General features: G+C 71.0%; 13 protein-coding genes and 1 riboswitch. Of the genes, 3 read left to right on the top strand and 10 right to left on the bottom strand.

What is annotated here, in order from left to right; translation table 11 throughout:
- Window position 1 precedes the first annotated feature (1 nt).
- Window positions 2–397: a YidH family protein gene (locus JOE55_RS06140; protein WP_204782325.1), complete on the bottom strand. Its 396-nt coding sequence runs from the start codon at window positions 395–397 to the stop codon at window positions 2–4.
- 138 nt (window positions 398–535) lie between these two features.
- Between JOE55_RS06140 and JOE55_RS06135 the strand changes: the two genes are divergently transcribed.
- Window positions 536–1357, top strand: coding sequence for a carbon-nitrogen hydrolase family protein (locus tag JOE55_RS06135; protein ID WP_058872003.1), 822 nt, complete (start codon window positions 536–538; stop codon window positions 1355–1357).
- An 88-nt stretch (window positions 1358–1445) separates the two neighbouring features.
- On the opposite strand, the gene JOE55_RS06130 is transcribed toward JOE55_RS06135, so the two are convergent.
- The 3 genes from JOE55_RS06130 to JOE55_RS06120 form a co-directional block, all read right to left on the bottom strand.
- Complete coding sequence (locus tag JOE55_RS06130) at window positions 1446–3524, bottom strand: M13 family metallopeptidase (RefSeq protein WP_275580795.1); 2079 nt, start codon at window positions 3522–3524, stop codon at window positions 1446–1448.
- Window positions 3525–3629: 105 nt separating this feature from the next.
- On the bottom strand, window positions 3630–3776 hold the full coding sequence (locus JOE55_RS06125; protein WP_197017342.1) for a hypothetical protein: 147 nt from the start codon (window positions 3774–3776) through the stop codon (window positions 3630–3632).
- Between the two features lie 9 nt (window positions 3777–3785).
- Window positions 3786–4166 carry an NADPH-dependent FMN reductase gene (locus JOE55_RS06120; RefSeq protein WP_197017343.1) on the bottom strand — a complete coding sequence of 127 codons (381 nt, stop codon included), beginning with the start codon at window positions 4164–4166 and terminating at the stop codon, window positions 3786–3788.
- A 186-nt stretch (window positions 4167–4352) separates the two neighbouring features.
- On the opposite strand from JOE55_RS06120, the gene JOE55_RS06115 reads away from it, so the two are divergent.
- A complete protein-coding gene (locus JOE55_RS06115; protein WP_204782324.1) occupies window positions 4353–4925 on the top strand; it encodes a PaaI family thioesterase in 573 nt (190 codons plus the stop codon).
- Between the two features lie 88 nt (window positions 4926–5013).
- Here JOE55_RS06115 and JOE55_RS06110 read toward each other — a convergent pair whose 3' ends face one another.
- The 4 genes from JOE55_RS06110 to JOE55_RS06095 all read right to left on the bottom strand — a co-directional run bounded on the left by JOE55_RS06110 (window position 5014) and on the right by JOE55_RS06095 (window position 10798).
- On the bottom strand, window positions 5014–6207 hold the full coding sequence (locus JOE55_RS06110; protein WP_204782323.1) for a cobalamin-independent methionine synthase II family protein: 1194 nt from the start codon (window positions 6205–6207) through the stop codon (window positions 5014–5016).
- 54 nt (window positions 6208–6261) lie between these two features.
- Entirely contained in the window at window positions 6262–7473 is a 1212-nt protein-coding gene (locus JOE55_RS06105; RefSeq protein ID WP_204782322.1) for a cobalamin-independent methionine synthase II family protein, read from the bottom strand.
- 16 nt (window positions 7474–7489) lie between these two features.
- Window positions 7490–7592: riboswitch (SAM riboswitch) on the bottom strand.
- Between the two features lie 138 nt (window positions 7593–7730).
- A complete protein-coding gene (locus JOE55_RS06100) occupies window positions 7731–9215 on the bottom strand; it encodes an amino acid permease (RefSeq protein WP_314302172.1) in 1485 nt (494 codons plus the stop codon).
- A 230-nt stretch (window positions 9216–9445) separates the two neighbouring features.
- On the bottom strand, window positions 9446–10798 hold the full coding sequence (locus JOE55_RS06095) for a glucose-6-phosphate dehydrogenase (protein WP_239546461.1): 1353 nt from the start codon (window positions 10796–10798) through the stop codon (window positions 9446–9448).
- Window positions 10799–10853: 55 nt separating this feature from the next.
- On the opposite strand from JOE55_RS06095, the gene JOE55_RS06090 reads away from it, so the two are divergent.
- Window positions 10854–12860: a glycoside hydrolase family 15 protein gene (locus JOE55_RS06090; RefSeq protein ID WP_204782320.1), complete on the top strand. Its 2007-nt coding sequence runs from the start codon at window positions 10854–10856 to the stop codon at window positions 12858–12860.
- Here JOE55_RS06090 and JOE55_RS06085 read toward each other — a convergent pair.
- Complete coding sequence (locus JOE55_RS06085; protein WP_314302174.1) at window positions 12839–14368, bottom strand: gluconokinase; 1530 nt, start codon at window positions 14366–14368, stop codon at window positions 12839–12841. The two genes, JOE55_RS06090 and JOE55_RS06085, sit on opposite strands and share 22 nt — an antisense overlap.
- 292 nt (window positions 14369–14660) lie before the next feature.
- On the bottom strand, window positions 14661–15503 hold the full coding sequence (locus tag JOE55_RS06080) for a hypothetical protein (RefSeq protein WP_204782318.1): 843 nt from the start codon (window positions 15501–15503) through the stop codon (window positions 14661–14663).
- Between the last annotated feature and the right edge of the window lie 215 nt (window positions 15504–15718).

The raw sequence follows: 15718 nt of genomic DNA, 5'->3' as shown, positions 1-15718 counted from the left end.
CTCAGCGCCCGATCAGGACGCCGAGCAGCACGCCGGCGGCCAATGCGGCACCCAGAGACAGCACCGGGGCCATGATCGCCAGCGGCAGCGGGGCGCGGCGGCGCATGGCGCGCTCGACCCGCAGCCAGCGCACGCTCGCGGAGATCGCCACGACCATGGACAGGGCGATCAGCCCGGCCGCCAGCACCACGCGCACGGTCTGGGGGATCAGGTCCCCGGCGAAGGCCTCCAGCGCGATGCCGCCGGCCAGCAAGCCCAGGGCCGTGCGGATCCAGGCCAGGAAGGTGCGCTCGTTGGCCAGGGTGAAGCGCGGGTCCGGCTCGCCGCCGCCGCCGAGCAGGCGCGCTGCGAACGGGGACCGTCCGGTCTCGCCGGACGGGCGCGGGGTGCGGTTCATGACCGCCACGCTACCGGGCGCCACACGGTGTCACGGGCTTTCCGGGCCTTCCGGGCTGTCCGCCGGGGGCCATAGGCTTTCCGCTGGACGCCCGACACAGCCACCGCCCGCGGTGGCGAGACCAAGGAGGATCCCCCCGTGCGACTCGCGCTCGCCCAGATCGACCCGGCCCCGGACGTCGCGGCCAATCTGGCGACCATCCGCCGCCACGTCACCGATGCCGCCGCTCGCGGTGCGGACCTGGTGGTCTTCCCAGAGGAGGCGATGCTCGGGGTGGAGTCCGGGGTCAAGGACCGCTTCGCCGAGATCGTGGCGCGCGAGTGGGACACGTTCGTGACCTCGCTGCAGGAGCTGGCGCATCAGGAGCGGATCGCGATCGTCGCCGGAGCCTACGAGCCCTCGGACGATCACCGCCCGTACAACACCCTGGTGGCCGTGGGTGCGGACGGGTCGCTGCTGGCCACCTATCGCAAGCTGCACCTCTACGACGCCTTCTCCTACCAGGAGTCCGAGCGCATCCGCCCCGGGGATGCGGGGACGGCGAGCATCGAGGTCGCCGGTGTGCGGATCGGGCTGAGCACCTGCTACGACATCCGCTTCCCCGAGCTCTACCGCGCCCTGGCCGACGACGGCGCCCAGCTCGTCCTGGTGCCCGCGGCCTGGTTCTCCGGCCCGGACAAGGTCCGCCACTGGGAGACGCTGCTGGCCGCGCGCGCGATCGAGAACACCCTGTGGATCGCGGCGGCGGACACCTTCAACGACCACACGGTCGGGCACTCCCAGGTCCGCGATCCGCTGGGCGGGCTCACCGCCCGGGTCGAGGAGGGCGAGCGGCTGCTGATCACCCAGATCGACACCCGACGCGTGGACGAGGTGCGCTCCACCGTGCCGTCGCTGGCGAACCGGCGCTTCCGCCCCGGCTCCCTGGCCGAGCAGCCTCTGGGGCAGCAGCAGGACTGAGTCCCAGCACCGCACGAGTACGACGACGGCCGGCCGCCCCCTGCGCAGGGAGCGACCGGCCGCAGTCATCCGACAGGAGCCGCACTGATCACCAGATGCGCACGCGCTCCTGGGGGTCCAGCCACATCAGATCGGACTCCGTGGTGCCGAAGGCCTCGTGGAAGGCATCGACGTTGCGCGCCGTCTGATTGGCGCGGAACTCGTTGGGGGAGTGGACGTCGACCGCCAGGCGCTGGGCCGTGGTCTCGTCGCGTGCCTTCTGCTGCCAGATGAAGGACCAGGACAGGAACAGCTTCTGCGCCGGGGTGAAGCCGTCGTCGTCCTGCTCCTCGAAGGCCGCGGGATCCGCACCGGCGCGCTCGCGGGCCTCGTCCGGGTCGTCAGCGGTCTCGACCACGCCGCGGGAGAGCTCCCACGCCTTGTAGGCGATCGACAGCCCTCCGAGGTCGCCGATGTTCTCGCCCAGGGTCATGCGCCCGTTGACCGTCGGCGGCTCCGGGCGATCGGCGAGCTGGTCCGGCACCAGGCCGTCGTACTGGCTGACCAGGCGCTCGGTGCGCTCCTCGAAGGCCGCGCGGTCCTCGTCGGACCACCAGTTGCGCAGTCGGCCGTCGCCGTCGGCGGTGGAGCCCTTGTCGTCGAAGCCGTGCCCGATCTCGTGGCCGATCACGGAGCCGATGCCGCCGTAGTTCATGGCGTCCTCGGCGTCCTCGTCGAAGAACGGGGGCTGCAGGATGGCCGCCGGGAAGACGATCTCGTTGCGCAGCGGGTGGTAGTAGGCGTTGACCGTCTGCGGGGTCATCAGCCACTCGTGCTTCTCCACCGGCTTCCCGGCCTTGCGGATCAGCTCGGCGCGCTCGAACTCCGAGGTGCGCACGATGTTGCCCACCAGATCATCGGCGCGGATCTCCAGCTGCGAGTAGTCCCGCCACTTCTCCGGGTAGCCGATCTTGGGGGTGAACGACGCCAGCTTGCGCAGCGCCTCAGCGCGGGTGGAATCGGTCATCCAGTCCAGCGTCTCGATCGAGCGCCGGTAGGCGGCCAGCAGGTTCTGGACGAGCTCGTCCATCCGCGATTTGGCCGTGGGGGAGAAGTGGCGCTCGACGTAGACGCGGCCCACGGCCTCGCCCAGCACGCCGTTGACCAGCCCGACTCCGCGCTTCCAGCGCTCCTTGAGCTCCGGGGTGCCGGAGAGGACCGTGCCGTAGAAGGCGAAGTCCGCCTCCACGAACGCCGCCGAGAGGTAGGCCGCCCGCGAGTTCACGATCTGCCAGCGGGCCCAGGCCTTCCAGTCCTCCAGGCGGGAGGCGTCGAACAGGGGATCGAGCTCGGCGAAGAACGACGGCTGCTGATCCACCACGGTCTCCACAGCCGAGGCCGGCAGCCCGAGGCCCTCGAGCAGCAGGGCGCTCCAATCGAGGTTGCGGCTGAGCTGCTGCAGCTCCTCCAGCGACTTGGGGTTGTACATCTTGGTGAGGTCGCGGACCTCGACCTTGTCCCAGTGCCGCTGGGCGATCTCGGTCTCGAGCCCGAAGATCCGCTCGGCCTCATCGTGGGCGCGCTCGATCCCGGCGAGTTCGAGCATCCGGGCGATGTGCTCGCGGTACTTCTGGCGGATCTCGGTGTGCTGGGCCTCCCGGTAGTACTCCTCGTCGGGAAGCCCGATCCCCGACTGGCCGATGAAGACCAGGCTGCGTCCGGGATCGCCCGGATCGGCGTCGGTGTCCACGCCCAGCACCGAGGACACGCCGCGGGCCAGCAGGCGGCCGAACAGGCTGGACAGGCCCTGCACGTCCTGGACGGCGTCGACCTCCGCGAGGTCCTCGGCCAGAGGGTGCGCGCCCAGCTGCTCGAGGCGCTGCTCGTCCATGTAGGAGGCGTAGAGGTCCGCGATCTTCGCACGGATCGGATCCGGGTCCTCGCCCGGCTCCTCGGTCACGATCTCGCGCACCGCCTCCTCCGCGCGGTCGCGCAGCACGACGAAAGCGCCGATCAGCGCCTTGTCCTCCGGGATCTGCGCCTCGCGCAGCCACGGGCCGTTCACGTAGCGGAAGAGGTCGTCCTGCGGGCGGACCGTGCGATCGAAGGTCGTGGCGTCCAGGGAGGTCATGGCCTCCTCCGGCGTTTCGGCGGGAGCGGGTCCGGGTGCGGCGGTGCTGTCGGTCATACCGCCAGGCTAGTGGCCCGGGAGGGTGCCGGTGGGCCCGCTTCGCCGAGCGCGTGACGACGACGGCGGCCCCGAGCGCAGGTGCTCGGGGCCGCCGGGGTGCGATCAGGCGCCGGCGGCGATGACCTCGTCGAGCACGCCGTTCAGGGCCGTGACCTTGGGGTCGGAGTCGATCACGGCGCCGTCGGCGAAGTCGGTGAAGATGCTCAGATCCACGGCGGCGCGCACGACGGTCTGGGAGAAGTTGGCCATGATCAGGCGCTACTGCTCGACCGCGCGCACGCCGCCCACGGCGCCGTAGCCGACCAGGCCGAGGACCTTGCCGTTCCACTCGGAGCCCAGCGAGTCGACCGCGTTCTTGAAGCCGCCGGGGACGCCGTGGTTGTACTCCGGGGTGACGAAGATGTAGCCGTCGAGGTCGTCGATCACGCGGGACCAGGCCTGGACCTGCTCGGAGTCGTAGGACTTGTCCGCCATGGCGGGCAGGGTGGCCGAGGAGAAGACCGGGAGGTCGAAGTCCTTGAGGCTCACGAGCTCGAACTCGGCACCGCCCTTGGCCTGGGCGTGGCGCAGGACCCACTCGCCCACGGAGGCGCCGGCCTGCCCGTCACGAACGCTTCCCACGATGATGCCGATCTTCACAGCTGTCTCCTTGAGGTCTCCGCGCGGCCGGGGGTCGACCGCAAGTGCGTGACGCATCATCCGCTTTGTGCGTCTGCGCGGTCCAGGGGCGATGCCGTGAGTCGGCCCACGGGGCGAACTCGGCTACCGTGTGGAGCGGATCACACGCGGCGCCGCTGCGCCGATCGCACAGCCCCAGGAGATGTCATGACCGCTCCCCATCAGCAGCCCGCCGAGGATCGGTCCCCGGCAGCCCACGAGGATCCCACCCCGCCCGATGCGCGCCGCGTGACCCCGTCCCCGCAGCGGATCGCGGAGGGGGCGCAGAAGCTCTCGGAGTCCGGCATCCCGCAGGCCCTGGCAGATCTGGCGCAGGCCTCGGACAAGGCGGCCGCGCTCAACGCGCACGGCGGCGAGCTCAGCGAGAAGCTCGGCATCGAGTACCTGGAGGCCTCGGCCCAGCGGGTGGTCGCGCGCATGCCGGTCGAGGGCAACCGCCAGCCCGTGGGCCTGCTGCACGGCGGGGCCACGATCTCGCTGGCCGAGTCGCTGGGCTCCATGGGGGCCTTCATCCACGGTGCGGGGCTCGGGCGCGTGGCCGTGGGGCTCGAGGTCAGCACCACCCACCATGCCTCCGCCCGCAGCGGCTGGGTCATCGCCACGGCGGAGGCGCTGCAGCTCGGGCGCTCGATCGCGACCTACGAGGTGGTGGTGCGCGCCGAGGCGGACAATCGCCGCATCTCGACCGTGCGCATCACCTGCTTCCTCAAGGAGCTCTGACCCCCTCTCCTTCCGCCGAGTGGATCCCCAGTTGCACTGTTCTGCCTCTCAGCGCAACTGAGTACCCACTCGGCGTGTGCGGGGAGGCTCAGAAGAGGCGGGACGAGGCGATCTCGGCGCCCTGGGCCAGTGCCTCCAGCTTGGCGGCGGCGATCTGCGGGTGGATGCGCCCGCCCAGACCGCAGTCGGTCGAGGCGATCACGCGCTCGCGACCCACGACCGAGGCGAAGCGCTCGATGCGCTCGGCCACCAGCTCCGGGTGCTCGACCACGTTGGTCGCATGCGAGACGATGCCCGGGATGATCAGCTTGTCCTCGGGCAGGGAGACGTCCTCCCACACGCGCCACTCGTGCTCGTGGCGGGCGTTGGCGGCCTCGAAGGAGAACGCGCCGGCGTTGATCTGCAGCATGGTGCGCACCAGGTGCTTGAACTCCAGATCCGTGGTGTGCGGGCCGTGCCAGGAGCCCCAGCACAGGTGGAACCGGACCTGCTCGGCGGGGATGCCCTCGAGCGCGTAGTTGATCGCCTCCACGCGCTTGGCCGTGAACGCCAGGTAGTCCTCGACCGACGGCTCGGGGTTGATCTGATCCCAGTTCTCCGCGATCGAGGGGTCGTCGATCTGCACGATCAGCCCGGCGTCGGTGATCGCCCGGTACTCCTCGCGCATGGCCTCGGCGCATGCCTGCAGGACCTCGTCCTCGTCGCCGTAGTGCTTGTCCTCCAGGCGCGCGCACGACCCCGGCGAGAGTGAAGCCAGGTAGCCCTCGGACGCGCCCGTGATCTCCAGCGCGCGCTTGAGGTTGGCGATGTCCCGGGCGACGGCCTCCTGGCCGACATAGCGGATCGGGCCCACGAACTCGGGGAACGGCGGCATATTGCCGGTCGAGATCCCGCTGGAGGGGTCGGTGTAGGCGTCCTGGAAGCGCTGTCGGTCACGACGGTCGCCGAAGCTCGTGAGCCGCACCTGACCCGGCTCGGAGCGCACCGCCGTCTGGCTCCAGAGATCGACCGAGCCGGGGCCCAGCCCGTCGAGGCGGTCGAAGATGTAGTGCCACCAGGCGCCGTAGTCGGTGTCCTCGGACATGGCGTGGCCGTACTCGCCGTCGTTGACGACGTCGATCCCCAGGTTCTTCTGGCGCTGGACGACGTCGACGACGGACTCGGTGAGCAGCTGGTCGTAGTCCTGTCCGCCGGTGCGGGCGCGGTTGGCCTCGATCAGCTGATCGGTGCGCGGCAGGGAGCCGGCGTGGGTGGTGAGGATGCGGTTCTCGGAGCGGTGCATGAAGAGGTTCCGTTCTGTGTGAGAGGGGTATCCACTCGGAGGTGGGGAGAGGGGTCAGAAGAGGCGGCTCGAGGCGATCTGCGCGCCCTCGGCCAGCGACTCGAGCTTGGCCATGGCGATCTGCGGGTGCAGACGGCCGCCCAGCCCGCAGTCGGTCGAGGCGATGACGCGCTCGCGGCCCACGACGGAGGCGAAGCGCTCGATGCGCTCGGCCACCAGCTCCGGGTGCTCGACCACGTTGGTGGAGTGCGAGACGACGCCCGGGATGATGACCTTGTCCTCGGGCAGCCCGGCATCCGCCCACTCGCGCCACTCATGGCCGTGACGGGCGGAGGCCGCCTCGAAGGAGTAGCCGCCGGCGTCGATCTGCAGCAGGGGCTCGATCAGGTGCTTGAGCTCCAGGTCGGTCGTGTGCGGGCCGTGCCAGGAGCCCCAGCACAGGTGGAATCGGATCTGCTCCTGCGGCAGCCCGCGCAGCGCGTGGTTCAGCGCCTCGATCCGCAGCTGGATGAAGGAGCGGTAGTCCTCGAGCGAGGGCTCCGGGTTGATCTGGTCCCACGACTCGGCGATCGAGGGGTCGTCGATCTGCACGATCAGCCCGGCGTCGACGATCGCCTGGTACTCCTCGCGCATGGCATCGGCGCAGGCGTAGACGAGCTCCTCATCGGTGGCGTAGTACTCGTTGCTCACTCGGGCGCAGGAGCCGGGGGACAGCGCGGCGATGAAGCCCTGCTCGGCGCCGGAGCCCTCGAGCGCGGACTTGAGGTTCGCGATGTCCGCCTGCACGGCGTCGTGGCCGGTGTAGGTCAGCGGCCCGGTGATCTTGGGCTGGGCCACCCGCTTGCGGGCGGTGAGGATACCGGAGGACTGATCGGCGTAGGCCTCGGCGAAGCGCTGGCGGTCGCGGCGATCGGCGAACGACGTCAGCACGGTATTGCCGGGCGAGGAGCGCCTGGCGCCGGCGTTCGGGTCCCAGCGGTCCTCGTCGGAGGGGCTCAGCCCGCCCAGGCGGGAGAAGGAGTAGTTCCACCAGGCGCCGTAGTCCACGGAGCTGGACATGGTGTGGCCGTACTCGCCGTCGTTGACGATGTCGATGCCGATCTCGGACTGCCGGGCGACGATGTCGCGTACGCCCTGCTGCATGGTGGCCACGAGCTCCTCCCACGAGATCGTGCCGGCCTGGTAGGCATCGTTCGCGGCCAGCAGCTCGGGGGTGCGGGGCAGGGAGCCCACGTGGGTGGTCTGGATGCGGTCGGTGTTCAGCATGCGCGAAGGCACGTCCTTTCCATCGGTCCTGGCGGGAGCACCTCTGCGCTGGGGACGGATCCCCGCATGGTTGCTGCGACGTCTTCGAGCCAAGGTCTCTCGGTCGCTCGTGATGGTGACGCCGATCATCCTGCCATGCCGCGGGCGTCGCACCCAACCCACGAAAGCCGCCGAGTGGATCCCCCGTTGCGCTGTTCGCCCGAACAGCGCAACGGGGGATCCACTCGGCGGGGTGGGGGGGGTGGGGGAACGGAGGGTCAGCGGGGCATCGCTGCCGGGTCGTCGAACTCCTCCGGGGCGCGGAAGCGGGTCACGCCGCGCCGCTTGGCCAGCACAGCGCCGATGATCCACAGGAGAGCGAACAGGCCCGCCGTGAGCAGGATCTGCTGACGCACGCCGGGCACCGTCATGCCCAGGATCACGACGGCCACCATGCCCGCCAGCGCCACGTAGGACAGCACCGGGTAGCCCCAGGCCCTGAGCACGAGCTCGCGGCCCTCGCGCTCGGCGCGGCGGCGCAGCACCAGGTGGGAGACGATCGTCATGGTCCAGATGACGATCAGGGTGGAGCCCACGATGTTGAGCAGGATGCCCAGGATCTCCTCGGCCCACAGGTAGTTCAGCCCGACCGTCACGAAGCCGAAGGCCACCGAGGCCAGCACCGCGGCCACCGGCACGCCGCGGGGGTTGGTCCTGCTCAGCGCGGCCGGTGCCAGGCTGCGGTGGGACAGCGAGAAGATCATCCGCGAGGCGCCGTACAGGTTGGCGTTCAGCGACGACAGCAGCGCGACGGTCACCACGACCGCCATGATGGAGGCGACGGCCGGAAGCCCCGCGGTGTTGAGTACGGCCACGAACGGGGAGGCCAGCAGGTTCTCGTCGTTCCACGGCATGGCCAGGACCATGATGGCCACGGAGCCCATGTAGAAGATCAGGATGCGCCACACGATGGTGCGGATCGCCCGGCCCACGTTCTTCTCGGGGTCCTCGGTCTCGGCCGCCGCCACGGCCACGATCTCGATGCCGCCGAAGGCGAAGGCCACGATCAGCAGGCCGGCGGCCACGCCTCCGATGCCGTTGGGCATGAAGCCGCCGTGGGCGGTGAGATTGGCCAGGCCGGGCGCCTCGGCCGTGGGCAGCAGGCCGATCACGAACAGCCCGCCGATCACCAGGAAGACGACGACGGCGGCGACCTTGAGCAGCGAGAACCAGAACTCGAACTCGCCGAACTGCCCCACGCCGATGAGGTTGATGGCGGTGAAGATGATCATGAAGATCAGCGCGAGCAGCCACTGCGGGGCGATGGGCCAGGCGGAGACCAGGATCTGGGCGGCCGCGGTGGCCTCGGCGGCGATCACGATGATCAGCTGCACCCACCACAGCCAGCCGACGGCGAAGCCCGCGGCCGGGCTGACGGCTCGGCCCGCGTAGACGGAGAAGGCGCCGGAGGTGGGGTGATCGGCGACCATCTCGCCGAGCATGCGCATGATCAGGATGATCAGGAACCCGGCGACGACGTAGGACACGAGCACCGACGGCCCGGCGGCGGCGATGCCTGCCCCCGAGCCGACGAACAGGCCTGCGCCGATGGCCGAGCCGAGGCTCATCATGACCAGGTGGCGGCCCTTCATGTGGGCCTTCAGGTTCGAGTCCTGGGGGCCGTCTGCCCCGGGCGCTGCGGGAGCGGTGGTGCTCTGCGAATGGCGTCCGCGACTGGTCGCGGGCGAGGATCCGGAACCCATGGGGGCCTCCTGGTGGTGAGGGCGCCGGGGGATCGGCCTCGGGCGCCTGTGCTGCACGTCACGATCTGATGGCGACACACTAGGCCACCCCGAGGGCGAGTTCCGGGCCTCGGCGGAAGCCTTCGCGAGCGTCGGACGATGCGCCCCGTGATCCGCGTCTCACGGGTGGGATCGTCCGGCGTGCCTGCGCGCAGCGGGCGGGGGCGTCCGCTGCGCGCAGGTGTGTGACATCAGATCGTCTCGGGGCCCTCCGAGCCCGCCTGATAGTCCTGCAGCGGCACCAGGCCGTCCGCCACGGCGTCGATCGCCGGCTGCACGATCCGCCAGCAGTGCTGCGAGGCCTGGGCGCTGACGCTGAAGGAGCGGTCGCCGTCGAGCATGCGGCGCACCACGGAGCCGTAGGCGGAGAAGGGCGACTCGGGGGTGGCTGAGGACAGGGTCACCCGCGAGGTCCCGCGGGGGTCGAAGGGGCCGCCCGCGCTGAGCTCGAGGCTGATCTCGCCGGTGGCCAGGTCCACTCGCAGGATGTCGCCGGCGGGGTCGCCGAACTCCCGGGCCCCGGCGGGAACGGGGCGGAAGCGCACCAGCACCTCCTGATGCGGCGAGCCGATGGCCTTGCCGGAGCGCAGGTGCACGGGCACGCCCTGCCACCGCCAGCTGTCGACCTCGACCGTGAGCCGGGCCCAGGTCTCGGTGCCGTTGGCGGGATCCACGCCCTCCTCGTCGACGTACGACGGCAGCTCGCGGCCATCGATGCTGCCGGCCGTGTACCGACCCGCGGCCATGTTCTGCTCGATCGGGCCGATCACGCTGGTGCGGGCCAGGACCTGGGAGATCAGCTCCGGGATCTCGCCATCGGCGATCGACGACGGCGGGTCCATCATCAGCACGCCCATGACCTGCAGCAGGTGGGACTGGTGCATGTCGCGGATGGCGCCGGTGGCGTCGTAGAAGCCGGCTCGGCCCTCGAGGCCGAGCGTCTCGTCGAACGTGATGGAGATGGACTCGACCAGATCGCGGTGCAGCAGCGGCTCGATGATCCGGTTCGCGAAGCGCAGGCCCACCAGATCCAGCACGGCGGGCTCGCCCAGGAAGTGATCGATCCGCAGGATCCGGTCGGCCGGGACCAGGCGATCGGCCAGGCGGTTGAGCTCGCGGGCGGAGTCCTCGTCCGTGCCGATCGGCTTCTCGAGCGCCAGCCAGAGGTCCTGGGGCAGCTCGATCTCGCTCAGCGCGTCGAGCACCTTGCCGGTCACGGCCGGGGCGAGGGCGAAGTAGAGCACCACGCGGCCGTCGTCAGCGTGCTCGAGCAGCTGGGCCAGCTCCTGCGGGGAGGAGGCATCGGCGGTGACCCATTCCGTGGTCTGGAGGGTCCGCTCGACGGCCGGACCGGCGGAGTCGCCGAAGGCCTGGGCGACCGTGTCCCTCCAGTCCTGCTTGTCCGTCCGCGCGCTGCCGATCACCCTCACCTGCCGCTCGGGCTGCAGGGCCAGGACCTCGCCGAGCCCTGGCAGCAGCAGACGGGAGGTGAGGTCGCCGGAGGCGCCCAGGACGATCAGGGTGGTGGGGGTCGTGTCGGTCATGGCTCCCACTGTAGGCAGGGCCTGCGACGTCCGCCCCCTCTGCTGTGATGGGGCCATGAGCCACGACAGCACGCGCCCCGCCTCCGTCCCCCTCGAGGACTACGCCCTGCTCTCGGATCTGCGCACCGCGCCGCTGGTCTCCCGCGACGGCAGCGTGGACTGGCTGTGCTTCCCGTCGGTGGACTCCGCCGCGGTGTTCTCCGCTCTGCTCGGCGAGCCCGACGACGGCCGCTGGCAGCTGAGCATCGCCGACGGAGAGGTCGTCTCGCGGCGCTATCGACCGGGGACCTTCGTCCTGGAGACGCAGTGGCGCTCGCCGAGCGGGTGCGCGACCGTCGTGGACGCCCTGCCCACCGGCGACGACCGGGCGAACCTGGTGCGGGAGGTGACCTGCACGGAAGGGGTCGTCACGGTCGAGCACGATCTGCGCATCCGCCCCGACTACAACCGCAGCTCCCCCTGGGTGCACCTGCGCGAGCTGCCCGAGGGCGGCAGCGGGATCGTAGCCATCGCCGGGCCGGACATGCTCGTGCTGCGCGGCCCGCTGCTGTCGGCGCAGGAGGACGACGACTCCCGCCACGACCTCAGCGCCGAGGGCGAGATCGGGCGCTGGCTCGGCGGCTCCTTCGAGCTGCAGGCCGGGAAGACCCAGGCGTGGGTCCTGACCTGGTGCTCCTCCTGGGGCCCTCTGCCGGAGGCCGTGGACGCTTCCGTCGCGCTGGAGCGCACCGAGTGCTACTGGCGGGACTGGCGGGACGCCACCTGCTCCCAGCAGACGGTCAGTGAGGGGCAGGAGCGGTCGCTGCTCGTGCTGCGCGCGCTCACGCACGGGGAGACGGGCGGCATCGTGGCCGCCCCCACCGCTGGGCTGCCCGAGGACTTCGGCGGGGTGCGCAACTGGGACTACCGCTACACGTGGCTGCGCGACGCCTCGCTGACCATCGAGGCGGTGGTGGATCACGGCCACACCGAGGGCGCCCGCCACTGGCGGGACTGGCTGCTGCGCGCGGTCGCAGGCGACCCGGAGCGGATCCAGATCATGTACGGGATCGACGGACGCCGCAGGCTGCCCGAGCACGAGCTGGAGCATCTCTCGGGCTATGAGGGGTCGCGGCCGGTGCGCATCGGCAACGGCGCGGTAGATCAGTACCAGGCCGACGTGATGGGCGAGGTCATGCTCGCCCTGGCCGCGCTGCGCGACGCCGGCGAGCCGGAGGACCTCTGGTCCTGGGGCCTGCAGAAGACCCTGCTGCGCTACTGCGAGCAGCGCATCGACGAGCCCGATCACGGCCTGTGGGAGATGCGCGGGGAGCCCGCGTTCTTCACCCACGGGCGCGTGATGATGTGGGCGGCGTTCAACGAGGGGCTGCGGGCGGTGTCTGAGCACGGTCGGATCCGCGACGGCGTGGCCGAGGTCGACGGCTGGCCGGACATCGCGGACCAGCAGCCATCCGAGGGCCATGAGGACGCGATGCCCGAGGCGGAGACGGTGATCCTTGCCACCCCGGAGGAGATCCGACGGTGGACGGAGCTGCGGGACCGCCTCCACTCGGAGATCATGTCCGAAGGCTGGAACGAGCAGCTGGGCTCCTTCACCCAGACCTACGCACCCGGCCACGGCAGCCAGGAGGTCGACGCCTCGCTGCTGCAGCTGACGCACACCGGGTTCATCGCGGCCGATGATCCCAGGATGCTGGGCACGGTGTCGCGGATCGAGCAGGACCTGGTCGACGAGCACGGGTTCGTGGCTCGCTACCGCACCGCCTCGGGCTCGGACGGGTTGGCGGGCGGCGAGTACCCGTTCCTGCTGTGCCTGGCCTGGCTGGCCGAGCAGTACGCCCGCTCCGGACGCGTGGAGGACGGGCGAGGGGCGCTGGATCGGCTGGAGGGCTGCGCCAACGACCTCGGGCTGCTGGCCGAGGAGTTCTCGCCGGAGCACCAGCGCCTGGCGGGCAACTTCCCGCAGGCCTTCAGCCACCTGGGCCACCTGCGCGCCGCGCAGGCTGTCGAGCGGGCCGAGGGCTCAGCGCGGGAGGCGGCTCAGGCGAACAGCCCCTCGTAGGCCTCCCGGAAGCGCTCGGCGACCCGATCCCAGTGCTCACGGACCTCCGGGTTCGGGTCGAACGTGTGCGCGTACGGCGGATCCACGGGCTCGATGTCCGGGGAGAGGACCTCGGAGGCCAGCATGGCCGTGCCGCGCAGGGTCGAGCGCTTGAAGGCGGCCTGGACGGCGCTGCGCCCCAGCAGGTCAGAGAGCTGCTGCTGCAGGCCCGGGACGGACTGGGTCATCCCGCCTGCGGTCACGAGGCGCTCGACCTCGCCGGAGGCCTCGGTGAGCTGCTGGGCCACGCGGCCGTAGGCGGCCACCACGCCCTCCATCACGCCGCGCAGGATGTCCTCGGGGCTCGTGGCCGCCGAGAGCCCGAGCACGGCGGCGCGGGCGTCGCCCACCCATCCGGTGGAGCGCTCGCCGGTGAGGAACGGCAGGACCAGCGGGGTCGTGGGATCGATCGGGCGCTGGGCCACGTCCTCGGGGGAGAGGTCCTCGGGCAGGCGCAGGGTCTCCTCGGCCCAGGTGACGGCGCGGCTGGCGTCGTTGATGGCCCCGCCGAGCAGGCAGCGGGTGTCGTCGATGCGGTAGCACCACAGTCCCGACGGGATGGTCTCGGGCTGCTCGTGCAGCAGCACGCGCATGGCCCCGGAGGTGGCCATGGAGGTGACCATGGTGGTCGCATCCCGACCGCCGGAGCCCACGTTGGCGCTGAGGCCGTCGGCCACGGGGGCGAACCACTTGGCCTGGCGCAGCGCCGGCCACCGCTCGGCCACGGCCGGGGGCACCTCGCGGATGGGCTGGTTGGGGCGGGCGATCAGCGACAGCGACTCTCGCTCGACCTGGGCCAGCTCGAGCATCCGATCCGACCAGTCTCCGGTGCGCCGATCCAGCAGACCGGTCCAGGCGGCGGTGGAGGTCCCCACGCGTGCCTTGCCCAGCAGGCGCAGGTGGAAGTACTCGCCCAGCGACATCCACCGGGTCGTGGCGGCGAAGGCCTCCGGCTCGGTCTCGCGCAGCCAGCGGAAGCGCGGCGTCAGATAGGACGTGTGCAGGCGGGTGCCCGTCAGCTGCTGGATCTCGGCCTCGTCGACCTCCTGGCGCAGCGCGGCCAGTTGCCCGCAGGAGCGCGAGTCGGCGTAGGTGTAGCAGGTGGTGGTGGCGCGGCGACGGGAGTCGGTGCCCACCAGGGAGGTGGCGAAGGTGTCGATCGCGACGCCGCCCACCCGGCCGACGAGCTCCTGGCGCGAGCCGATGATCTGATCGATCAGGCGGCACAGCTCCTCGACCACCTGATCCGGATCGATCGTGCTGGTGCCGTCGACGGCGGTGGTGAAGTGGTGCGGGATCTTTTCCCGGTAGCCGCGCACCGGCGTGCCCGTGGCGTCGTGGAGGCTGCCGCGGGTGGCGGTGGAGCCGACGTCGAGGGCGAGGACGAGGGGATCGACGGCGTCCTTGAGCGGGACGGCGAAATCCACGTCGTCGTCGATCTTGGGCGGACGGGGTGCGGACTTGGCCACGTGCGGGTCCTTTGACGAGGGTCTCGGTGCGGCGGGCCGGCCCTCGGCCGCGGTGCCCGCTGCGAAGTCGACGGGATCCGAGCCCTGCGTGCAGCGGCTGATCCCCGCGGTCGACGTCGGCACCTCATCGTATCCCGGCTGAAGGCGCCGCGCGCCGGTCCGGCCGGGGCCGCGGACGTTCCGAGCCCGGCAGATCGACGACGCCGACCGCAGGGCAGAAGAAGGCCCGCCCCGTCCTGCGCGGTGCAGGGCGGGGCGGGGCGGGCCGAGGCTCGCGGGCGTGCGTTCGGAATCAGCGGCGGTTCTTGGAGGCCGAGACCCGGTTCACGATGATCAGGATGATGCCGACGATGAACAGCAGGCCGCCGAGCAGGCCCAGGCCGATGCCCGCGAAGGCGCCGCCGACCATGCCGCCGACGCCGACGTCGGTGATGTAGACCGAGTCGTTGGAGACGTAGGGCGAGCAGCTGAGGCGGTACTCGCCGGCCTCCTTGGTCTCGAACGTGCCGAGCAGGGAGAACTCCTCCCCGTCGGTCGTGGCGGTCTGGTCCGCGCCCGAGGTCTCGAGCTCGAGAGTGTCGAACTCCGGCGTGTAGATCGAGCACTCGTCCACGGAGTCGGTGGTGGTGGCGAACACGTAGTACTCGGTGTCCGCCTCGAGCGTGCGGGTGGTGCCGGACGGGGTGTCGGCGATGTCGTTGGCCCCGCCGGCGATGCTGGTGAAGAATACGATGATCGCGATGATGCCGAGCAGCACGCCCAGGCCCAGCGAGACCAGGCCCATCCACAGCGGGGGCTTGCCCTTGCCCTCGGGCCGGCTGCCCTGCGAGCTGCCGTACGACCCGCCCTGGTAGCCGCCGGACGGCGTGAACTGGGGCGAGCTGCCGCTTCCGCTGCCGCCGCCTGCGGGGCGGTACTGCGGTGCGCCGGAGCTCTGGCCCTGCTGCGAGGACGACGGTGCGCCGTAGGACGGGACCTGCTGCGAGGAGCCGGAGTCTCCCTGCGAGGGCTGGGACTGCGGCGCGCCCTGGTTCTGCTGCCAGCCGCCGCCGAAGTTCGGGGCGGAGTGCTGGGAGCCGGAGGAGCTGCCGTTGCTGCCGGGGTCCTGAGGGGATCCGTTGGTGGGAGTGCTCATGGGGAGGGTCCTTTCGCGAGGAAGGGCGGTCGAGCTCGAGTGTTCACTATAGAAAATACCCGGATGGGGCGATACGGCAAGCCCTGCGTCGGAAGATTTCCGCTCCGAGGCGCGTTCAAGAGAGAATCGGGGCAGTGCAGGCCGCAGTCCGCCTGCCCGCTCGCATCCGTCGTCCGCCGCGGTCTCCTGCCGCGGCGGCACCAGAGGAGAGATCC

Source organism: Kocuria palustris, from assembly GCF_016907795.1.
GTDB lineage: Bacteria > Actinomycetota > Actinomycetes > Actinomycetales > Micrococcaceae > Kocuria > Kocuria palustris.
This window is presented reverse-complemented; position numbering and strand designations above follow the sequence as displayed.